The organism is Streptococcus sp. NLN64, assembly GCF_015831295.1.
In the GTDB taxonomy this organism is placed as follows: domain Bacteria; phylum Bacillota; class Bacilli; order Lactobacillales; family Streptococcaceae; genus Streptococcus.
Genome location: NZ_JADXDQ010000011.1, coordinates 1 through 21972 on the forward strand (window position 1 = coordinate 1; position 21972 = coordinate 21972).

Here is a 21972-nt window from a genome sequence, read left to right on the forward strand (position 1 = left end):
CCAGTTGTCTCGCCAGAGGCACAGCTGGGTAGCTATGTAGGGAAGGGATAAACGCTGAAAGCATCTAAGTGTGAAACCCACCTCAAGATGAGATTTCCCATCAGCAATGAATAAGAGCCCTGAGAGAAGATCAGGTAGATAGGTTAGGAGTGGAAGTTGTGTGAGCAATGTAGCGGACTAATACTAATAGCTCGAAGACTTATCCGAAGTCAAGAAATGACAAACTCAAATGCAAGTTGAGGTTAGACTTGAGACTTTCTAAGTGGAGTTGAATACAGCCTCGCTTCTGTGGAAAAAAGATAAATCTTCCTAGTGTCTAAAGACACTTCGTCTGATTTCCTATTTTTCCTTTGAAGCGCCAGCAAGCTGGACGGCTTTAATATCCTGTATAGCTATTCAATTTTGAGTGTTCTTAACACTCAGAGATAGATTTTTCAAAAATAATTTGGATGAGATCAAGGAATCCAGTCGAGGTCAATCTAAGGATTACCGAGACAAGGAAAAGTCCAAATGATTCGAGAAAAATAAAATTTTAACATTTTTTTGGAAGATGGCAAGAAGTCAAGATGAGATAAATCTAAGGATTATCGAATCGCAGACGACACAGCCAGGGCCAAAAAAATAGAAAATTTAGTTAAGTGACGATAGCCTAGGAGATACACCTGTTCCCATGCCGAACACAGCAGTTAAGCCCTAGAACGCCGGAAGTAGTTGGGGGTTGCCCCCTGTGAGATATGGTAGTCGCTTAGCTTTTCTTTATCCGCCATAGCTCAGTTGGTAGTAGCGCATGACTGTTAATCATGATGTCGTAGGTTCGAGTCCTACTGGCGGAGTTCTGACCCCTTATGGGGTCTTTTTTGTCCAATTTTTTCATCGAATTTACAAGCTTTAAAGATAGGTTTCATTTTCATATTTGTTTGACTTCGCAAGAGGTCTTTTTTTGACTCTTGTTTTTCCTCCCTTTATAATAGTAGTAACGAATTGGTTTCGAAATTGAGAATCGAGGTGAGCATATGACGCAAGGAAGACGGAATAAGTCTAGATGGAATCGAAAAAAACAGGCTCAATTGACTGGCCTGGCTATAGTAGGATTGGCTTTGGGCACGGGAGCCTATGTTGTTCAAGCTACAGGACCGGATGCGGCCATTCGTAGCTTTTCGCAAGCTGTTCAGGCAGAGGACTATGAGAAGCTAGCTAAGCTCTTGTCTACGCCAAGTAGTAAGTGGACAAGCAAGGACGCTCAGGGCTTTGTGGGCTACCTTGAGGATAATGGTTTAAAAGTGGAAGACATTTTAGAGGAACTGAAGGATCAAAAGGCTGGAGCCAAGGTTTACCAAGATGCTGGTGGAAACAAGGTTTTGGGTTTGGTTGAGGATGGTAAGACACTTTTCTTTTTTGATACTTACCGCGTGTCCTCTTACCCTGTTGCGGTACAGGTAACCTCTAATCTCGAGGCCCTAACGATAGACGGCCAGACCGTGCCTAAAAACCAAGCCACTGATTTAGGACGTGTTAAACTTACCAATCAACCTCTAGCCCTTTTAGCCTCAACAGAGTTTGGTCGGCTGGATACAAATCTTCTTTTGCCTTTTGAAAAAGCAAAAAGCAACCAACTGGAGATGGATTTGACGGCTGTGGAAAAAGAGCTGGTTGCCACACTACCGGGCCAGGCAAGCGATTATTCCCAGGTCAAACTCATGGTGAATGGTAAAAAGGTTGCGGATGGATTGAGTAAAAAGTTGCTGTTGCTGGAAGATCAGAAACTGGAGATTCATGCTTCCTTCTATTATATGGGCAAAGAGTTTACTACTGAATCCAAAACGGTTGAAGTTTCGGCAGCAAGTGATCAAGTTGAGGTTGCCTTGGATTTTGGAGCTAGCGTCAAATCAGCCATGAAGGAAGCACAAGTTCAGGCTTCGGAGGAAGCTAAGGCTGCAGCAGCCAGTGTATCAGCGTCCCAAAGTCGAGAAAGGGCAGCACAGGCATCTGCCTCCCAAAGCAAAGAAGCGGAAGCTCGGAAATCTTCAAGCACTTCTAACTCCTCTAGTTCAAGTAGCACTAGCAGCACTTCTTCAAGTAGTGGGGAAGAAGAAACACAGACAAGCACATCAAGTAGTGGAAATGAAGGTGTGGTTTTAGACTCAGTTCCAACCAACTTAATCGGGCGCTGGCAGACTGAGGATGGCTTCCTTGAACTCAACGCAGATGGAAGTGGTCAGATTCAGTTAAATGGACGGACTGCTCGCTTCCAGATTAGCCAACTGCAAGACCAAGGACAAGGTGTCTATCAAATTCTTGAAGGGGATCAAGTATGGAATGTTATTAGTCCCGAATCCTGGATGATTGATGGAGGTCAAGATGTCGCAATCGGACTCCGCTTGAAAGATGGACGCTTAGAGACCCTTCGTTGGGTTCAGGACCGAGGCCCGGTTAGTGACTTTAGTCAAATCACAGCTAGTCAACGTTACCACCGACAATCAAAAGAAGGAACTAGCGCCTCAAGTAGCGAAGCAAGTTCAAGCAGTGCTGTGACTGCTGAAAGTTCTGTCGAGCAAAGCACAAGCTCTACAAGTAGCAGTTCTGCAAGTCCGAGCACCGCAAGTAACCAAGAGGAGAGGGATACTTCTTCATCCTCTAACTTTAGTTCAAGCAGTCAAGCAAGCGAGACTGAAACGAGCACGACAAGCAGCAACCAGGGGTCAAATCAAGAAGTTCAATGGAGCAATCAAAAACATCAAACCCTACAGAGCTATCTAGATAGCCTGGATTCAGGCAGCTATACCTGGGTCACCCCAAGTACTCTTGACGCTACTGATTCCAAGAAGGTGGATTTAGTTTTTGAGGATGGCCAGACCTTGTCTGACCAGGATCAAATTCTAGATATTTTTGATTACAGAGCCAATGAGGGGGATAGCACCTTCCGTTACTTCTTTATCAAAAAAGAAGATGGCAGTGTGCAAATCCTTCGCAGCCAGAATCTACAAGGGCCAAACTACCAAGTCGAAGTCGTTTCAGATAAACCTCTCACCCATTTATTCGAAGAATTGATCAAAAAGTAGGAAGATTTTCTTAAAATCAACTTAAAATACTTGACTTTCGAGAAGCAAGTTTATATAATCAATTTTGTTACAGATAAGTCGGAAATCCAGTAACACCAAGGGATTTCAACCCCTGGTTTACTTTCTAAAGCAACCTTAATTTTCATGAAAATTTCACGAAATCCATCCATATATGAGGTTCTTCGTAAAAATTTTTGATTTTAAGGAAAAGTTAAGAAAAAACTTGACATCCGATTTATTTATGTATACAATAGAATTGCTATAGATAGTGCTGTAGAGTTTCTTGTTGAAGAAACCTGCTGCGAAAACTGTCGAAGCAATAAATTTTTTAGAGTCATAAGACTTAAAAAAGAAAGGTTTTATTATGAAAAAAATTCTTACTTCAACACTAGTTCTTGCAGCAGCTGCTTTGACAGTGACAACAACTGTATTAGCTGTTGAGAATACTCCTGCACAAGATGCTTTTAATGCAAGCCAAGGATATACTCCAGAAGAAATCGCTGCATTCAAGAAGTATCGTGAGGAAGCTATTGATAATGGATATAACAAAGATCAAATTGACGCTATCAAAAAAGAAGCAGCTCAAAATGGTCGTACCATTGATCCATCTCTAGATCTTGAAAAACAAGTTGATCAAGTACGTGCAAACTCAGCTGATTACGATAACATCAAAGGTTCAACATACTCTTCAACTTCAGCCGAAGAGACTTCAACTTCATCATCATCTGATAACGCTTCAAAAGAAACAAAATCTACTGAAGTTGCTGTGAAGGAAGCTAAAAAAGCTGCTAAAGCTTCTGCAAAAGAAGGACAAAAAGTACTTCCTAACACAGCTGCAGTTAAATAATTTTTGAGTAAATATTTATAAAGAGGTAACGAACTATGAAAAAACTACTTTTCTCTACAGCTGCACTTGCAGCACTTGTATTAGGTGCGTCTGTCGTTTCTGCAGACGTTCAAACAGGAACTACTGAAGGTTCAACTAATGGACGTAACATGTATTCTCAAAATCCATTGAACCAAAAATCATATGTTTCACCACGTGATGCAATGGATGCAGCGACAATGGTTGTTGATGGACATGCAGAAGATATTGCTAACGAAGCTAAACAAACAGCTGCCGTTGTTGAAGCTCAGAAAGCTTTGGATTCAGCAGTGAATGCTGAAGCTAATCATCAGTATGCTGAAAATGTAGCCACAGCTCAAGCTAAGTATGATGAAACTCTTGAACAAGCTAAAAAAGAAACACGCAATAAATATTTAGCACAATTGAGCCAACGATACATTGAAGCTGCTAAAGCTCAAGGTAACTTCCATGAAGAATCACCTGAGCAAGCTAATAAACCAAACAAAATGCGTATCGAAGAAGATTACGAAAAGAATACAGGTAAGAAAATTAACCTTGATGACCGTTCAGAAGCATCTAAATCAACTGAAGAAGCTGTAAAATCTGCAGTTGAAGCAGCTAAGAAAGATGCAGCAAAAGCAGCTAAAGCAGGTAAAAAAGACGCAGCTAAGAAAGACGGACAAAAAGTTCTTCCTAACACTTCTGCTGTCAAATAATAAGACTGACAATCGAATAGATTAGTTGTGCTGAAAGCGAGAGACTAGGCAATGGATTATTCCGCTTTAGACTCTCGCTTTTCTTGTATTGTTTTAGAGGTTAGAAATGAAAAAACATTTACGTTCCCTTTTAGCTGGATTAATTCTTCTTTCAAGTCTTTTACTAATTCTCGTTGGTTGTAGTTCTTCTTCGTCAAACAGTAGCGAAGAGACTTCATCAAGCTCTCAATCACAAACAGAACAAGCAAAACAGGAATCTACTTACCAACCTACTGAGGAAGAAAAAGCTTATCTTCAAGCTCGGTTTGAGCCTTTGCTTGCTACCAATCCAGATACTATAGCTTATGTTTATGCACCAGGTACAAATTTGGATGAACCTGTTGTCCAGACTACAGATAATGAAACCTATTTGGACAAGACTTTTGATGGTGGTAATGAGCCATTTATGGGAACTGTCTTTATGGATATGGACAACAAAAAAGACTTTAGTGATCGTCTAACTTGGTTGTTCGGACATGCTCGAGGAAGTCAAGCTCCAGATAGTCGCATGTTTAACGATGTCAATTTTTACAGCGAGAAAGAATTCTTTGATGCTCATCCTTATGTAGTTGTTGAAACTCCAGAACGGACCTTCTATTATGAAGCAATCGCTATGATTATCGTTCCTGAAACCACTGCTTTTTATCGTACTTCCTTTGATTCTGATCAAGACTTTGTAGAACAGCTTGAAAATGTCTATAAAGACGCTCAGATTAAAAAAACAGGTGTGACTATGAAGGCGGATGATCGTTATTTGGTTCTTTCAACTTGTCGTGAGGAAGATCCTTCCATTCGTGCAAATCTTTATCTTCGCCAAATTCCAGACAGTGAAGTTCAAAGCTTTGTTCAAGAAAATGCTGAAAAATTGGTTTATACACCAACACGTGAAGAGTAATAATACATTAGATATTTATTCATAAATAACATGAAACTAGAGAGCCTATCCGCTTTCTAGTTTTTTTTTTGATGGGAAAGGTGTCAATTTTTAAAAGATAGGTAGTACGGTAGTACCAGTATATCAAGATGATGAATTTTGTCTAGACCATTGTGAAGTAATGGGGTTAGGACTAAATCACGCTTTACTCAATTAGGATTGGTCTTAAAGTTCATTTTGGATATAAGAAGAAAACGTATTTTTAAACTTGTCGTTTCATTTTTTAGCTTGTATTCAATTTAGTTTGTGCTACAATAGAATTGTAGTAGGTTGTTTCTTTTAGAGAAATCCTATAAATTGTTTATGGCTTTGGCCTAGAAAGTGAGAAGATTATGAAGAAAAAATTGTTGGTTTCGACCATGGCTCTTGCTGCAGTTGCGGTCGTAGCTGTAGCGACAGAACCTATCGCATCTGTTGGTGTAAATAATACTGTTGTAGCCAATGAAGTTTCTGCTTCAATGATTGTGAATCCTGTAGGAGTTGGTGATACTATTCTTTCTGGAACTGGTGTTGCTAATGATAACCTAACTATTCAAAACTTGGCAACGGGTCAATTCTATTCTGCAGTGGTAGCAGCTGACGGTACATGGAGTGTTCCTGTAGATGCAGCAGTGGAAGGTCAAAAATTCCTTGTAACAAGTAATTCACTTCCATTTACAAATCCTAAGAAAACTGTGCCTGTAGTGGTTGCTCCTGCAGAAGGTTCAAAACCAGAAGAAACAAAACCAGAAGAAACAAAACCAGAAGAAACAAAACCAGAAGAAACTGTTTCATTTGATGTCTATGATGTTAAAGCAGGTTCTGTAGTTGTATCTGGTAAGGGAGTTGCTGGAGAGAGCGTTTCTGTAGTGGCTCAATTACCAAACAACGCTACGAAAAACTATAGTGCTGTAGTTGACGCAGATGGTAATTGGAGTGTTTCTGTGGATGCAGCAGAAGGTGGAACTATTTATACTGCAATTGGATCAGTGACGCAAACCAACGTGTCAAAAGCTGTTGACGGAGTAAAACCAACACCAGAAGCGGGGACACCAGAAGCAGTGAAACCGGAAGCTGAAAAACCAGAAGCTGAAAAACCTGAAACAACAGTTGTATTTAATGTCTATGATGTTAAAGCAGGTTCTGTAGTGTTATCAGGTAAAGGTGCTGCTGGAGAGAGTGTATCAGTTGTGGCTCAATTACCAAACAAGTCTACTAAGAGTTATAGTGCTGTAGTTGATGCAGATGGCAATTGGTCAGTAGCTATCGATAAAGCTGAAGCTGGAACTGTTTATACTGCAATTGGATCAGTAACTCAAACATATGTTTCAAAAGCTGTTGATGGTGTTAAACCACAGCCAAATGTACCTTCATCATCTAATAAGAATGATAGCTCAAAAGATGCTAATAAGACATCATCAAGCAAGTCTTCATCAAGCAAGTCTTCTTCAACAAAGGCTTCATCATCAGCTACTTCTTCATCAAGTAAAGCATCTTCATCTGAAAAAGGTTCAAAAGAATCTAAATCAACTGACGCTGCTGTAAATGATGCTAAGAAAGCTGCTAAACCAGCTAAAGAAGGACAAAAAGTTCTTCCTAACACTGCAGCTGTAAAATAATTCTTGATTACTATCAGTAATTGAGTGGAAAGACCAGATTTCGTCTGGTCTTTTTTTGTCCTCATCCTTCCTCTGTGTTAAAATAGAGGGATACAGGAGGATGCATGGAAAATACATTTCAGCTTTTAATGAATCAGATTGCTTTGCCGGGGGAGTTCTTGCGTTCTTCCTTGTTTCAGGGGGCGGAGCTGGATTCGGTGATCCTACATGAGAAGAGTCGGGTTTGGGAGTTTACCTTTGTCTTTGATCGGGTTTTGCCGATTGAGGCTTATCGGGTTCTCAAGCAGCAATTATCAGAGGAGTTTTCCAAAACCGGTAATCAGGCACGTTTCCGGATTCGGGCGCGTGAGATAGTTTTAGAGCCGGGTTTAGTAGAGGCTTATTATCGAGAGGCTTTTGAAGAGGGGCCTTGTTCCAGTCAGGGATTCAAGTCTCTCTTTAAGGATTTAGAAGTAGTTTTAGATGAGGGAATTCTCTACCTCAAGGGGGCTGCTAATCTGGATATGGACCATTTTACCCAGAAGTATCTTCCGTGTTTGGAGGAGGCTTTGGAGGACTTTGGTCTGGGTCAGTTGACCTGCCAGCTTCAGGTGGAGGAAGCCTTATCTGAGGTGGAGCGGACTTTCTTTGAAGAGGAGCGGGCGCAAGCGCTTTTGGCGGCTCAGGAATCCTTGGCGTCTCTGGAAGAGTCTCTTCCTAAGGAAGCTCCAGCGCCTGCACCGGTTCCGGATTATTCGCAACGGTCGACGTCGACTGTGGCTTTGGACAAGTCTAAGATTACACCTATGATCGATGTGCAAGGGGAGGAACGGGGACTAACCTTTGAGGGTTATGTCTTCGCCTTGGAGCATAAGGTTATGCGGACGGGTCGAGTCTTGATTTCCTTCAAGATGACGGATTATACGTCGAGTTTTGCTTTGCAAAAATGGGCAAAAAATGAAGAGGAAGCTAAAAAGTTTGAGATGATCCGCAAAAACTCTTGGCTTAGGGTCCGGGGGAATGTGGAGTTGAATCAATACACGCAGACTCTGACCATGAATGTGCAGCAGGTTAAGGAAATTAGCCATCATCCTCGGAAAGATTTGATGCCAGACGGCGAAAAGCGGGTGGAATTTCACGCGCACACCAATATGTCGACCATGGATGCTCTGCCAGAGGTGGAGGAATTGGTGGCAACAGCCAGTCGGTGGGGTCATGAGGCCTTGGCCATTACGGATCATGGGAACGTGCAGAGCTTCCCGCATGGTTATAAGGCGGCTAAGAAGGCTGGTTTACGTCTGATTTATGGGATGGAGGCCAATCTGGTCGAAGACCGGGTTCCGATTGTATACAATGAGCAGAATCTTGAGTTGTCAGATGCGACTTATGTGGTCTTTGACGTGGAGACTACAGGTCTGTCGGCTGTCTACAATGATCTCATCCAGGTGGCGGCGTCTAAGATGTACAAGGGGAATGTGATTGCTGAGTTTGACGAATTTATCGACCCAGGTCATCCCTTGTCGGCCTTCACCACGAATTTGACTGGAATTACCAATGACCATGTGCGGGGGTCTAAACCTCTGGAGCAGGTTCTAAAGGAGTTCCAAGAATTCTGTGGAGATGCTGTTTTGGTAGCCCACAATGCAACCTTTGACGTGGGCTTCATGAATGTTAACTATGAGCGGCACGGCCTACCTTTGATTAGCCAGCCGGTGATTGACACCTTGGAGTTTGCGCGGAATCTGTATCCAGAGTATAAGCGGCATGGTTTGGGTCCCTTGACCAAGCGCTTCCAGGTTGCGTTGGAACATCACCACATGGCCAATTACGATGCGGAAGCAACCGGTCGCCTGCTCTTTATCTTTATCAAGGATGTAGCAGAAAAGTTTGGGGTTACCAATCTTGACCAGCTTAACAAACAGGTGATTAATCCATCCTCTTATCAGAAGGCACGGGTCAAACATGCAACCTTATATGTCCAGAACCAGACGGGCTTGAAAAATCTTTTCCAATTGGTTTCCTTGTCTAATACCCAATATTTTTCGGGTGTTCCACGGATTCCTAAGTCCGTATTGGAAGATTATCGGGAAGGCTTGCTGATGGGGTCAGCCTGTCAGGAAGGGGAGGTGTTTGACACCCTTCTCAGCAAGGGACTTGAGAAGGCGGTAGAAGTGGCTGCCCAATATGACTTTATTGAGGTCATGCCTCCTGCCCTTTACGCTCCGCTGTTGGCTCAGGAGCAGGTTCAGAGTGAAGCGGAGATTCAAGACCTGATTCGGCAATTGATTGAGGTTGGTCGTCTAGCTGGCAAGCCTGTTCTAGCGACGGGGAACGTCCATTACTTGGAGCCAGAGGATGCCATTTACCGTGAGATCATTGTTCGTAGTTTAGGCCAAGGAGCCATGATTAACCGTCCGATTGGCTACGGTGAGAAGGCAGAGCCAGCTCCACTACCCCAAGCTCATTTTAGGACAACCAATGAGATGTTGGATGACTTTGCTTTCCTAGGTCAGGAGTTGGCTTATGAGATTGTGGTGACCAATACTCAGAATTTCAGCCGTCAATTTGAAGCGGTGGAAGTTGTTAAGGATGATCTTTATACGCCTTATATTGAAGGGGCAGAGGAAGAAGTTGCCCGCTTGACGTATGAGAAGGCCTTTGAAATGTATGGGAATCCGCTCCCGGACATCGTCGATTTGCGGATTGAAAAAGAACTCAAGTCTATCTTGGGAAATGGCTTTGCCGTGATCTACTTGAGCTCGCAAATGTTGGTGCAACGGTCGAATGAGCGTGGCTACTTGGTTGGTTCCCGTGGTTCTGTAGGGTCCTCTTTTGTTGCGACTATGATCGGAATCACTGAGGTCAATCCCTTGTCGCCTCACTATTATTGTCCAGGTTGTCAGTATAGTGAATTTATCACGGATGGTTCGGTTGGTTCTGGATTTGACCTCCCTAATAAGGACTGTCCGGAGTGCGGTCTTCCTTTGAAAAAGGATGGGCAGGACATTCCCTTTGAAACCTTTTTGGGCTTTGATGGGGATAAGGTTCCCGATATTGATTTGAACTTCTCTGGAGACGACCAACCCAGTGCCCACTTGGATGTCCGAGATATCTTTGGAGCGGAATATGCCTTTCGGGCTGGAACGGTTGGTACGGTGGCAGATAAGACCGCTTTTGGTTTTGTCAAAGGCTATGAACGCGACTATCAAAAGATGTATTCGGAGGCCGAAGTTGAGCGCTTGGCGATTGGTGCTTCGGGGGTTAAGCGGACAACGGGGCAGCATCCGGGCGGGATTGTTGTAATTCCCAATTATATGGATGTCTATGATTTCACGCCAGTGCAGTATCCGGCGGATGATGTGACGGCGGAGTGGCAGACGACCCACTTTAACTTCCACGATATCGATGAAAACGTCTTAAAATTGGATATTCTGGGACACGATGATCCGACCATGATTCGGAAACTGCAAGACTTGTCCGGAATTGATCCGCAGGAAATTCCGGCGGATGATCCGGGAGTTATGGCCCTCTTCTCGGGAACCGAGATTCTAGGGGTAACGGAGGATCAGATTGGTACCTCAACGGGGATGCTAGGAATTCCGGAATTTGGAACCAACTTTGTCCGGGGAATGGTGGATGAGACCCATCCGACAACCTTTGCGGAGTTGTTACAGCTATCTGGTCTATCCCACGGAACCGATGTTTGGTTGGGAAATGCTCAGGACTTGATTCGCCAAGGAATTGCGGATTTGTCAACAGTTATCGGCTGTCGGGATGACATCATGGTTTACCTCATGCACAAGGGCTTGGAACCAAAGATGGCCTTTACTATTATGGAGCGCGTGCGGAAGGGACTTTGGTTGAAAATTTCCGAAGAAGAACGGAATGGGTATATCGAGGCTATGAAGGAGAACAATGTACCCGAATGGTATATTGAGTCCTGTGGAAAAATCAAATACATGTTCCCCAAAGCCCATGCGGCGGCCTACGTGATGATGGCCCTCCGGGTAGCCTACTTTAAGGTTCACCATCCCATCTATTATTACTGTGCCTATTTCTCGATCCGTGCCAAGGCTTTCGAGTTGAAAACCATGTCCGGTGGACTAGAGGCTGTCAAGGCTCGGATGGAAGACATCCGTGAAAAACGGAAAAATAACCAAGCTACCAATGTCGAAAACGATCTTTACACAACCTTGGAATTGGTCAATGAGATGTTGGAGCGTGGATTTGTCTTTGGCAAATTGGATCTTTACCGTAGCCAAGCGACTGAATTTTTGATTGATGGGGATACGCTCATCCCGCCCTTTGTTGCCTTGGAAGGCTTGGGAGAGAACGTTGCCAAACAATTGGTGGCAGCGCGTGAAGAAGGGGAGTTCCTCAGTAAGACGGAGCTTCGCAAACGCGGCGGCCTCTCATCTACCCTCGTCGACAAAATGAATGAAATGGGCATTTTAGGAAATATGCCTGAAGACAACCAATTGAGCCTTTTTGATGATTTGTTTTAGGCTCAAGAAAGGAAATAGGAATGGAAAATTTTGAAAATCTTTTGAAAAAGTATGCTCATCTCTTAATCAAACGTGGGCTAAATGTGCAAGAAGGACAAATTCTTTTAATCAATGCGGAAGTGGAACAGGCAGTCTTTACACGTATGCTTGTCGCGGAAGCCTATGCCCAAGGTGCAGGTCATGTCGTGGTTCAATGGAGCGATCAAGCCATCCAGAAAGAAGAGCTGCTCCATGCGGATGAGACGTTTTTGACAGAGATTCCGGATTATGTTATCGCCCGCATGAACTATCAAATTGAACACCGCGTGAGTCGTTTAGCACTTCGCTCCATCGATCCAGATGGTTTAGCAGGTGTTCCTGAGGACCGGATGGCGATGTCGGTTCGAGCAGCCAACCAAGCTTTGGCTCCCATGCGGGAAGCAACCCAATCCAACAAAGTTTCTTGGTTGGTAGCGGCAGCTGCTGGTCAAGCTTGGGCGGAGAAAGTATTTCCAGACTTGAGTTCAGAAGCCGCAGTAGAAGCACTTTGGGATCAAATTTTTAAAACTTGTCGAGTTTATGAAGAAGATCCAATCCAAGCCTGGATTGACCATGAAGAAAAATTGGAATCGAAGGCAGCCATTCTCAATGCTGAACAGTTTACAGCCCTCCATTACCAAGCTCCAGGCACAGATTTAATTTTGGGTATGCCTGAAAACCATCATTGGGAAAGTGCTGGTAGCCGGAATGAAGCAGGGGATTATTTCTTGGCTAATATGCCGTCTGAAGAAGTATTCTCTGCTCCAGACTATCGCCGAGCAGACGGCTATGTAACCAGCACTAAGCCTCTTAGCTACAATGGCACCATTATTGAAGGCATCAAGATTCACTTCCAAGATGGCCAGATCACCAAAGTAGAGGCTAGTCGCGGTCAAGAGACACTGGAAAAACTCGTCTTTGAAAATCGTGGGGCTCGTTCATTGGGAGAAGTGGCCTTGGTTCCACATCAAAGTCCAATTTCTCAATCAGGCATTATTTTCTACAATACTCTTTTTGATGAGAATGCTTCAAACCACTTGGCTATCGGTTCTGCCTATGCCTTTAGCGTTGAGGGTGGAACAGAGATGACTGTGGAAGAACGACAAGCAGCAGGTTTGAATCAGTCTGACGTCCACGTGGACTTTATGATTGGTTCAGGTCAAATGGACATTGATGGTATCCGAGCAGACGGTAGCCGTGTTCCAATCTTCCGTCAGGGTGAATGGGCTATTTAGGAGGATTTTATGATCGTTTCCCTTCTTACAGGTTTTTTGACAGGCCTAGTAGCTACAGCTTTAACCAATCGTGAAGACCGCATGGGCTGTATTGGCAATATCCTTGTTGGCTGGTTGGGCTCCTGGTTAGGACAAACCTTATTTGGCAACTGGGGCCCTCAACTTTGGGGAGTTCCCTTTGTCCCAGCCATCCTCGGATCTTGTATCCTACTCGTTCTTTTCGTCAGACGGAATGATTTTAGGGGATAGAGAGTGGGACAGAACTAAATTTATTAAAATTTAGTTCGTAGTCCCACCTCCGCAAAGTTGATTAGGTTGTTTTCGGAGCTTAACGGGCGAACGAAAACACCAATCAACCACTGCGTCAAAGTGGTTTTACTATCCAAATAGGAAAGTTGAGAATTTTGTATCAGTCTCCTACCAAAAGGGGAGCGACTATGTGATAAGTTATTCATAGGTTTTCCCTTTATTTCTTCGACGGAAGGTGGTAAACTAAAAATAGAAAAAGGGAATATATTTGTGAATTTTATTGTAATTTTCTTTCTATAATTACAATCTAATTCTTTAGCGCAGTGGTTGATTGAATTGCTCCATCGCTTTGATAGCTCTGAACAATTCTAATCAACTGTGCGGGGGTGTGACGACAAAATTGCATTTTTTCAAAATGACCAATTTCGGTCACACTCCCATCCCTCAGCAGAACCGTATAGAACGGTAGCTCAAGTGAAACAGTTAAGAAATAACCGTCTACCAGGCTAAAAGTACGACGGTTATTTCTTTTTGTTTTGATTGCGGTAGTCGAGATAGAGGCTAAGGATTTCGAATGCTATAAATAAAAAAGCAGTTCCTTAGCGAAACTGCTGTAGATACTTGTAGGCGAAAAATGAATTTGAGAATTCAAACCGATAATTTTTTGCCTTTGTCCAAACTATCTGCTATAGTTGTTATGAGAGAGGTTGAGTTCCCGCTCAACCTCAAGTAGACCGTTTTACGCTTAGCTATTGTTGATGATTGGTGAACCAACTCATCAACAAACGTCAAATTCTATTTGGAATTTGACTAAGCTATGCACTTGTCACAAGATAAAAAAGATCGTTTCATCTTGTGACTACGATTGGGACGAATGATATTCGACAGTTAGCCGCTAATCAATCAATCAAGTTCATAGCGGCTGGCTGTCATTTTTTATTTTTGTTGTTAATAAACGCCAAAATAAGTGATAATTGTGGGAGAATGTTCATCCCGAAAAGAAGTATGGTTCTAAAGTTATCTATTCTAGAAGTAAATTTTGTTACAGTGTGTAGTTGGTGTTTTCATATATTTTCCATGCTTGGAATAAATCTTCATTAGCGCGAAATAGAAAGTAACTTTAGATTCCGTATACTCCAAGTTTTCCCTTTACTTCTTCGACGGAAGGTGGTAAACTAAAATTAGAAAAAGGGATGAGTTGGTGCTCATCCCTCGGCAGAACCGTATAGAACGGTAGCTCAGCATGAAAAGTTAAGAAATAACCGTCAACCTCGCTAAAGTCAGACGGTTATTTCTTTTTGTTTTGGTTGTGGTAGTCGAGATAGAGGCTAAGGATTTCAATCAACAGGGAAAGAAATTCGATAGTCAATCCGACTAGGTAAAACCAGTCCAAAAGAAATTCTCCTCTCTATAGATTTTTGACAATGTGCTCATAGGCAACACCCCCTTCTATAGATATGGAGCTACCGTCTGCGCGTTATCCGAACACGCCTCGTTAGAGATACTTTTCTGCTGGTCCAGTATAGCACGGTAAGTGGTGCTTTAAACCTAAATGTTCTGAATGGTAGTCAATTTGTTCTGAACGGAAGAAAAAACAGATTTTTGTGATTTTTATTTAAGCATATAAACCTTAGGTTATGGTTTGTAATTGTTATCCATTTAATATTAAAAGAGATCTTTCAATGATCCCCTCCTTCTCGATTATTTATTGGCTCTGTTTGGTTTGGATTGGAGAATAGGGTATAATAGTAGTAAAAGATTTATACTCATTATATTTCAAAATATGTCTTTGTTAAGCCTCTTCGGTGAACCTCTAGTTCAACCTTCATCGGCTTGCCTAGACAGATTTCGAAATCTTTCGAGTAACAGATGGGATATAGATATGAGGATAGCAGATTATAGTGTGACGCGTGCTGTTTTGGAGCGTCATGGTTTTACCTTTAAGAAATCATTTGGGCAGAACTTTTTGACGGATACCAATATTTTGCAGAAAATTGTGGATACTGCTGAGTTGAGCAAGGAAGTGAATGTCATTGAAATTGGGCCAGGGATTGGGGCTTTAACCGAATTTTTGGCTGAACAAGCGGCTGAGGTGATGGCTTTTGAGATTGATGAGCGTTTGATTCCGATTTTGGGGGAAACCTTGGCAGACTTTGACAATGTTCAAGTGGTACAGGCTGATATTCTCAAGGTAGATTTGGCGGAGCAGCTAAGCCGTTTCCGCAATCCAGACTTGCCCATTAAGGTTGTTGCTAATTTACCTTATTACATCACGACTCCGATTCTCATGCATCTCTTAGAAAGTGGCATTCCCTTTGCGGAATTTATTGTTATGATGCAAAAGGAAGTGGCGGATCGCATTTCGGCGCAGCCGGGGACTAAGGATTATGGCTCCTTGTCGGTCGCTGTCCAGTACTATATGGAGGCCAAAGTGGCTTTCATTGTTCCACGGACAGTTTTTGTTCCTGCGCCGAACGTCGATAGTGCGATTTTGAAAATGACACGTCTCCCTCAACCGGCCGTAGAAGTTTCAGATGAGGATTTTTACTTTAAATTGGTCAAGGCCAGTTTCCACCATCGTCGGAAGACACTCTGGAATAACCTACAGGCTTATTTCGGTAAGGATCCAGAAACCAAGGACTGGCTTAGCCGTTCTTTGGAAGCGGCGGGGATTGCGCCAAGCGTGAGGGGTGAAACCCTAGGCTTGGAAGAGTTTGCCAGCCTAGCGAGAGCGCTTGAAGAGCAGAAAGGATAAGAAAGAATTTGCAAGGACGCATTATTAAGGCCTTGGCTGGTTTCTACTATGTAGAAGCGGAAGGTCAGGTCTATCAAACCCGAGCTCGGGGAAATTTTCGAAAAAAAGGCCAGACTCCCTATGTAGGGGATTGGGTAGAATTTTCTGCAGAGGAGCAATCTGAGGGGTATATTTTAGCGATTTCAGAGCGTAAAAATGAGCTGGTTCGACCACCGATTGTCAATATCGATCAGGCGGTTGTTCTGGTTTCTGTTCGGGAGCCGGATTTGAATTTGAATCTGTTAGATCGATTCCTAGTTTTGCTGGAGCACAAGGGGATTTCCCCCATTATCTATTTGACGAAAACAGATTTATTGGCGAATCCCGCAGAGCTGGATTCTATCCGAGAGGTCTATACTGGTATTGGTTATCCCATGGTCAGTCGACCAGAGGAGTTAGAGCCCTTGCTTCATGATAAGCTGACGGTCTTTATGGGTCAGACCGGGGTGGGGAAATCGACCTTACTGAATCGTTTGGCGCCGGGGCTGGATTTAGAGACGGGAGAGATTTCCTCCAGTCTTGGTCGGGGTCGCCATACGACGCGGGCTGTAACCCTTTACGATCTCTTTGGAGGTAAGATTGCGGATACTCCAGGTTTCTCTTCTCTTGATTATGAAATTAGTCAGCCAGAAGACTTGAACAATGCCTTTCCGGAAATTCGAAGGTTCAGCCATGACTGCAAATTCCGGACGTGTACCCATCGCCACGAACCAGCTTGTGCTGTACAACCAGCCGTGGAGGAAGGTGCTATTGCGACCTTCCGCTTTGACAATTACTTGCAGCTCCTGAGTGAAGTGGAGCAGCGCCGTGTGACCTACAAAAAGGGAGGAAAAAAATGAGAAAATTCTTCATTGCCCCATCGATTCTAAGTGCAGATTATGCGAATTTTGAGACCGATATGAAACGGATTGAAGCTAGCGGTGCGGAGTATGTGCATATTGACATTATGGATGGTCATTTTGTCCCCAATATTAGTTTTGGGGCAGGTGTGGTAGCCAGTCTCCGTCGTCACAGCCAACTCGTTTTTGATTGCCACCTGATGGTTAGCAACCCTGAGAGTCATCTGGAGGAGTTTGCGCGTGCGGGGGCGGATATCATCAGCATTCATGTGGAAGCAACTCCTCATATTCATGGAGCCTTGCAACGAATCCGGCAATTGGGGATGAAGGCCAGTGTGGTTATGAATCCTGGAACACCGGTTTCAGCCATCGAACATGTGCTGGGCTTGGTTGATCAAGTCTTGGTCATGACGGTTAATCCTGGTTTTGGAGGTCAAGCCTTTTTGCCGGAGACTTTGGAGAAGATTAGCCAGTTGGCAGCCTTGCGTGAGTCTAAAGGCCTAGACTTTGACATTGAAGTGGATGGTGGTATTGATGACAAGACGATTGGGCTAGCGGCAGAGGCAGGAGCCAATGTCTTTGTAGCGGGTAGTTACTTATTTAACGGGGGTCTGGAAGAGGGGGTGGACAAGCTCCGCCAGACGTTACGTGTAAATGACTAAGATTGTAATTGTCGCAGGAGGGCCTTTAGGGCTCTCTTTGCCACTTGAGGACCAGGTGACCATTGGGGTTGACCGGGGTTGTTTAACCTTATTGGAAGCAGGTTTATCGCTTGATTGGGCTGTTGGTGATTTTGATTCGGTGACGATTGAAGAGCGGAACCGTATTTTTGAGCATGCCCAGCATGTGGTGGAGTTGGCGGCAGAGAAGAATGATACCGATTTAGAAGTAGCCCTTCGGGTGGTGCTGGAATATTTTCCGCAGGGAGAAGTAACGGTTTATGGGGCCTTGGGAGGCCGCTTGGACCATAGTTTGGCCAATTTGTTTTGGCCTAGTCAGGCAGAATTCGCTCCTCTCCTAGATCGGGTTCAGCTGGTGGACGACCAGAATCGGGTCCTATACCGCGGTCCTGGCTGGCAGACCGTGGCGCCCCTAGTTGGATTCACCTATGTTTCCTTCATGGTGGAACCGGATAGCCCTTTTGAGATAGAGGGAGCTCGGTATCCGCTTAATGCCTCTAATTATTTTTATAAAAAAATTTATGGATCAAATGAGTTCTTAGACCGTCCGATTCGTCTGCGGGTGGAAAAGGGCTATGCTATTATCATCTATTCACGGGACAGGAGGTGAACCATGGAGCTGGTGCTGATACTATTAGGAATTGTGAATATTTTCTTGGGCTACCAGCTTTATCAAGCGTTGCAGCGGGGGCGCGAGGAGGAAAAGCGGGAATGGGATAACCACATTGACCGCTTGTCGGACCAACTAGATTTTCGTTTTACGGAGTTGGCCAAGGATGCCCAAGTACGTGAAGGTAAGTTGGAATTGCAGCTGACCGACCGTCTGGTTAGTCAGCAAGCCAACATCCAGGAAGAAATGCAGGACTTGCGAGCGGAGGTTCGGACCAGTCTGGCTCAAAATAGGGAGCAGACGGAGCAAGGAATGCGTCGCTTGCAGGAGTCTAATGAAGCCCGCTTAGAGGCTATGCGGCAAACCGTGGAAGAGAAATTGGAAACGACTCTGCAAAGTCGCTTGCGCACTTCTTTTGAAACCGTCTCCCAGCAGTTGGAGAGTGTGAATAAAGGCTTGGGTGAGATGCGGACTGTGGCTCAAGATGTGGGCAACCTCAACAAGGTCCTCTCCGGCAGTAAGAGTCGAGGAATTCTAGGGGAGATCCAGCTGGGTCAAATCTTAGAAGATATGTTGGCGCCGCATCAATATGAGCGGGAGTTTGCCTTAGTACCAGAATCACGAAATCGGGTGGAATACGCAATTAAGTTTCCAGGACCGTCCGGGCAGGAGGTCTACTTACCTATTGATGCCAAATTCCCTCTGGAATCCTTTTACCGTCTGGAAGAGGCTTTTGACCAAGGTGACAAGGAGGCGGTGGCCCAGGCACGTAAGGACTTGTTACGGGCGGTCAAGGGATTTGCGCGTGACATCAAAACAAAATACATTGCGCCACCGCGAACCACAGACTTTGGGATCCTCTTTCTACCAACGGAGGCCCTTTATGCAGAGCTGGTTCGAGATCCACTCTTTCTGGATCAGTTGCGCAAGGAAGAACAGGTGGTTCTGGCTGGACCATCGACCTTGGCAGCCCTGCTCAATTCGCTAGCTGTTGGATTTAAGACCCTTCACCTACAGCGCAACGCAGAGGATATCAGCCAAGTCCTGGCTGCGGTCAAAAAGGAATTTCAAAACTTTGGCCGGGTCTTGGACAAAACCCAAGAACAACTGCGCACCGCAAGCGGCAGTCTAGACCAATTGATAGGAGTCCGCAGCAGAGCCATTGAGCGCAGCTTGCGGCAGATTGAATTAGAAGAAGAACTAGACCTTGCCAACTTGCTCTCATGGACAGAGGAGGGAAAACATGAAAATTAATCAAATGAAAAAAGATGAGTTCTTTGAAGGATTTTACCTCATCAAAAAGGCAGATTTAAGGCAGACTCGGGCTGGAAAAAATTACTTGGCTTTCACTTTCCAAGATAATACAGGGGAGATTGAAGGCAAGCTTTGGGATGCTCAAGAGAAAAATGTGGAAGATTTTCAAGCTGGACGCGTGATTTTTATGCGTGGACGGCGGGAAGTTTACAACAATACTCCACAAGTTAATCAGCTTTCGATCCGCCTAGCTAGGGCTGGTGAACCAACAGATCCGGCTCTCTACAAGGAAGAGCCACCGGTAGACCCGGTCCAATTACGGGAGTATGTTTCGGAATGCATCTTCCAAATTGAAAATCCAGTCTGGCAGCGCGTGGTTCGGGCTCTTTTTCAAAAGTATGACCAAGCCTTCTATACCTATCCAGCAGCTAAGACCAATCATCATGCTTTTGAAACAGGATTAGCCTTTCACACGGTAACCATGCTGCGGCTGGCCCAGTCTATTGTTCAGATCTACCCTCAACTAAATTTGAGTTTACTGATTTCGGGCATTCTCCTACATGACTTAGCCAAGGTGCTTGAGTTGACAGGCCCAGACCATACTGAGTACACTGTACGTGGGAATTTGATTGGCCATATTGCCTTGATTGATGAAGAAATCACCAAGGTCTTGGTGGAGTTAGGTATCGACGATGAAAAGGAAGATGTTGTTCTTCTTCGCCATGTGGTCCTCAGCCACCATGGCTTGTTGGAATACGGTAGCCCGGTCCGACCACAGGTTATGGAAGCTGAAGTTATCCATATGATTGATAACATGGACGCCAGCATGATGATGATGACAAGCGCTTTAGACAAGGTAGGTCCTGGTGAAATGACTGCCCGTATTTTTGCTTTGGACAACCGAAACTTTTATAAACCGCTATTGGAAGACTAGCCCAGACGAAGTGGGATTTAGGCAGAGCAATGGTGGAACGGATGGTGATACCTGTCAAAGATTGTTCTTGGATTTCAGGGGATGCATAAATTCCGAAGGATGCTAGGGGAAAATAAGCGAAGTTTTCTATTTATTCTTCTTCAGCCCCTCCTGAAAGACCAGAGGAAATGAAAAAAAGCCGAACGTTTTTACATGTTATGTGATATAATTGTAAAAAACAAGAAAAAATAGGTTGAAGAAATGAAATTAAGAAGAAGTGAGCGGATGGTTGTGATCTCCAACTATTTGATTAACCATCCGTATGAGTTGACTGGTCTTAATACATTTGCGTCCAAGTATCAAACGGCTAAATCTTCTATTTCTGAAGATATTGTGATCATTAAGCGGGCCTTTGAAGAGATGGAAGTTGGTCATATCGAGACCATCACAGGTGCTGGCGGGGGTGTCATTTTCAAGCCTTCCATTTCTAAAGAAGAGAGTCTCCAGATTGGAGAAGAGTTGCGGGAGCAATTATCAGCCAGTGATCGGATTTTGCCGGGAGGTTATATTTACCTGTCCGATCTCTTGAGCAACCCAATATTGTTGAAGAGCATTGGTCGTATTATTGCCAAGGCCTTTCAAGATGAGCCTATTGATGCAGTGATGACCGTCGCGACCAAAGGGGTTCCCTTGGCCAATGCGGTAGCCAACGTCCTGAACGTACCCTTTGTCATTGTCCGGCGGGACTTGAAAATTACGGAAGGTTCGACGGTCAGCGTCAATTATGCGTCTGGTTCTAGCTCACGGATTGAAAAGATGTTTCTTTCCAAGCGGAGCTTGCCGGCTGGCAGCCGGGTACTGATTGTGGATGATTTCCTCAAAGGCGGCGGAACCATTCGTGGGATGATTAGCCTTTTGGATGAGTTTGATTCCAGCTTGGCAGGTGTTGCCGTTTTTGCTGACAATGCCCAAGAGAAGCGTGAAGCTTTTGATTACCGCTCCCTCTTACGGGTGACCAAGATTGACGTGGATGCGATGCAGGTAGATGTTGAACTTGGAAATATTTTTACAGAAAGTACAAATGAGGTTACAGAGTGAAGCAGTTTTTAGATCGGTTTGACCAGAGCTCCATTTGGGTGCGCATATTTATTTTGGCCCTCTTGATGCTGGTCTTGATGATGGGCTTAGCAGTTGCACGCAGCATGCAGCGAGGTCAACAATCCCAAACAAGAATCACAGCACCGTCCTCCTCCTCCTCTTCTTCCTCTAGCAGCAAATCGCCAGAAGAAGAAGCCTTTGAAGAGGCAGAGGATCTTGTGAAAAAAGTTGAAGAAGAGCAGAATGAGGGAAACCTACGTGCGGCTAAGGAAAAGGTTGATGCTCTTCCAGACGGAGATCGGAAAAATGACTTGAACAATCGGTTGCAAGCTGTCGCGACTGTCTTGGGCTTGGATCTTCAAACCTTGAGTTCTTCCTCAAGTTCACAAGAGGCAGCCCCAGCGCCTTCTTCTGCCGCGCCAGTTGCGCCGGCAGCGCCAGCGGCTAGCCAGGTAACCACCTATGTGGAGCAACCGCAGCCAGCTTACTCTGTTCCAACCTATGAGACACCGCAACCGGTGGTTCCGGCAACGGAGAGTACGACGGCAGGTGAAAGCACTGTTATAGAATAGGGAACAAGACTAGCTCTTTTGATGTCAGAGGAG

16 protein-coding genes, 1 tRNA gene and 2 rRNA genes are annotated in these 21972 nt (G+C 44.5%); all 19 read left to right on the top strand.

All coding sequences use genetic code 11. The features are described 5' to 3' along the window. Positions 1-207: ribosomal RNA gene (locus tag I2503_RS02780) — 23S ribosomal RNA — on the top strand; the annotation flags it as partial. 427 nt (positions 208-634) lie between these two features. Next, positions 635-750: ribosomal RNA gene (gene rrf / locus I2503_RS02785) — 5S ribosomal RNA — on the top strand. Between the two features lie 9 nt (positions 751-759). Beyond that, a tRNA-Asn gene (locus I2503_RS02790) sits at positions 760-833 on the top strand. A gap of 180 nt (positions 834-1013) precedes the next feature. Beyond that, complete coding sequence (locus I2503_RS02795) at positions 1014-3059, top strand: hypothetical protein (protein ID WP_196966943.1); 2046 nt, start codon at positions 1014-1016, stop codon at positions 3057-3059. Positions 3060-3423: 364 nt separating this feature from the next. Further along, positions 3424-3906 carry an LPKTxAVK-anchored surface protein gene (locus I2503_RS02800; RefSeq protein WP_196966944.1) on the top strand — a complete coding sequence of 161 codons (483 nt, stop codon included), beginning with the start codon at positions 3424-3426 and terminating at the stop codon, positions 3904-3906. 35 nt (positions 3907-3941) lie between these two features. Then, on the top strand, positions 3942-4622 hold the full coding sequence (locus I2503_RS02805) for a hypothetical protein (RefSeq protein WP_196966945.1): 681 nt from the start codon (positions 3942-3944) through the stop codon (positions 4620-4622). Between the two features lie 106 nt (positions 4623-4728). Next, positions 4729-5556, top strand: coding sequence for a class B sortase, LPKTxAVK-specific (gene srtB, locus I2503_RS02810; protein ID WP_196966946.1), 828 nt, complete (start codon positions 4729-4731; stop codon positions 5554-5556). A 371-nt stretch (positions 5557-5927) separates the two neighbouring features. Beyond that, entirely contained in the window at positions 5928-7193 is a 1266-nt protein-coding gene (locus I2503_RS02815) for an LPKTxAVK-anchored surface protein (protein WP_196966947.1), read from the top strand. Between the two features lie 104 nt (positions 7194-7297). After that, positions 7298-11677, top strand: a complete 4380-nt coding sequence (locus I2503_RS02820; RefSeq protein ID WP_196966948.1) for a PolC-type DNA polymerase III — start codon at positions 7298-7300, stop codon at positions 11675-11677. A gap of 14 nt (positions 11678-11691) precedes the next feature. After that, positions 11692-12930, top strand: a complete 1239-nt coding sequence (locus tag I2503_RS02825) for an aminopeptidase (protein ID WP_196966969.1) — start codon at positions 11692-11694, stop codon at positions 12928-12930. Between the two features lie 9 nt (positions 12931-12939). Beyond that, entirely contained in the window at positions 12940-13179 is a 240-nt protein-coding gene (locus I2503_RS02830; RefSeq protein ID WP_196966949.1) for a GlsB/YeaQ/YmgE family stress response membrane protein, read from the top strand. 1882 nt (positions 13180-15061) lie between these two features. Continuing rightward, positions 15062-15934: a 16S rRNA (adenine(1518)-N(6)/adenine(1519)-N(6))-dimethyltransferase RsmA gene (gene rsmA, locus I2503_RS02835; protein ID WP_196966950.1), complete on the top strand. Its 873-nt coding sequence runs from the start codon at positions 15062-15064 to the stop codon at positions 15932-15934. A gap of 8 nt (positions 15935-15942) precedes the next feature. Beyond that, positions 15943-16812 (top strand): ribosome small subunit-dependent GTPase A, encoded by an 870-nt coding sequence (gene rsgA, locus I2503_RS02840; protein ID WP_196092047.1) that lies wholly within the window; start codon positions 15943-15945, stop codon positions 16810-16812. Then, complete coding sequence (gene rpe, locus I2503_RS02845; RefSeq protein WP_196966951.1) at positions 16809-17474, top strand: ribulose-phosphate 3-epimerase; 666 nt, start codon at positions 16809-16811, stop codon at positions 17472-17474. Before rsgA ends, rpe begins: the two co-directional genes overlap by 4 nt. Continuing rightward, positions 17467-18102, top strand: coding sequence for a thiamine diphosphokinase (locus I2503_RS02850; protein ID WP_196966952.1), 636 nt, complete (start codon positions 17467-17469; stop codon positions 18100-18102). The genes rpe and I2503_RS02850 overlap by 8 nt, the downstream gene beginning before the upstream one ends. Positions 18103-18105: 3 nt before the next feature. After that, complete coding sequence (gene rmuC, locus I2503_RS02855; RefSeq protein WP_196966953.1) at positions 18106-19356, top strand: DNA recombination protein RmuC; 1251 nt, start codon at positions 18106-18108, stop codon at positions 19354-19356. Beyond that, positions 19346-20290, top strand: coding sequence for a 3'-5' exoribonuclease YhaM family protein (locus I2503_RS02860; RefSeq protein WP_196092051.1), 945 nt, complete (start codon positions 19346-19348; stop codon positions 20288-20290). Before rmuC ends, I2503_RS02860 begins: the two co-directional genes overlap by 11 nt. A 240-nt stretch (positions 20291-20530) precedes the next feature. Then, positions 20531-21367: a pur operon repressor gene (gene purR, locus I2503_RS02865; protein ID WP_196092052.1), complete on the top strand. Its 837-nt coding sequence runs from the start codon at positions 20531-20533 to the stop codon at positions 21365-21367. After that, a complete protein-coding gene (locus I2503_RS02870; protein WP_196966954.1) occupies positions 21364-21939 on the top strand; it encodes a hypothetical protein in 576 nt (191 codons plus the stop codon). Before purR ends, I2503_RS02870 begins: the two co-directional genes overlap by 4 nt. The last annotated feature ends 33 nt before the right edge of the window (positions 21940-21972 follow it).

Excerpts from the sequence above, each read along its gene's own strand:
- I2503_RS02795 (WP_196966943.1), top strand. The coding sequence starts at position 1,014 with ATGACGCAAGGAAGACGGAATAAGTCTAGATGGAATCGAAAAAAACAG.
- I2503_RS02800 (WP_196966944.1), top strand. The coding sequence starts at position 3,424 with ATGAAAAAAATTCTTACTTCAACACTAGTTCTTGCAGCAGCTGCTTTG.
- I2503_RS02805 (WP_196966945.1), top strand. The coding sequence starts at position 3,942 with ATGAAAAAACTACTTTTCTCTACAGCTGCACTTGCAGCACTTGTATTA.
- srtB (WP_196966946.1), top strand. The coding sequence starts at position 4,729 with ATGAAAAAACATTTACGTTCCCTTTTAGCTGGATTAATTCTTCTTTCA.
- I2503_RS02815 (WP_196966947.1), top strand. The coding sequence starts at position 5,928 with ATGAAGAAAAAATTGTTGGTTTCGACCATGGCTCTTGCTGCAGTTGCG.
- I2503_RS02820 (WP_196966948.1), top strand. The coding sequence starts at position 7,298 with ATGGAAAATACATTTCAGCTTTTAATGAATCAGATTGCTTTGCCGGGG.
- I2503_RS02830 (WP_196966949.1), top strand. The coding sequence starts at position 12,940 with ATGATCGTTTCCCTTCTTACAGGTTTTTTGACAGGCCTAGTAGCTACA.
- rsmA (WP_196966950.1), top strand. The coding sequence starts at position 15,062 with ATGAGGATAGCAGATTATAGTGTGACGCGTGCTGTTTTGGAGCGTCAT.
- rpe (WP_196966951.1), top strand. The coding sequence starts at position 16,809 with ATGAGAAAATTCTTCATTGCCCCATCGATTCTAAGTGCAGATTATGCG.
- I2503_RS02850 (WP_196966952.1), top strand. The coding sequence starts at position 17,467 with ATGACTAAGATTGTAATTGTCGCAGGAGGGCCTTTAGGGCTCTCTTTG.
- rmuC (WP_196966953.1), top strand. The coding sequence starts at position 18,106 with ATGGAGCTGGTGCTGATACTATTAGGAATTGTGAATATTTTCTTGGGC.
- I2503_RS02860 (WP_196092051.1), top strand. The coding sequence starts at position 19,346 with ATGAAAATTAATCAAATGAAAAAAGATGAGTTCTTTGAAGGATTTTAC.
- purR (WP_196092052.1), top strand. The coding sequence starts at position 20,531 with ATGAAATTAAGAAGAAGTGAGCGGATGGTTGTGATCTCCAACTATTTG.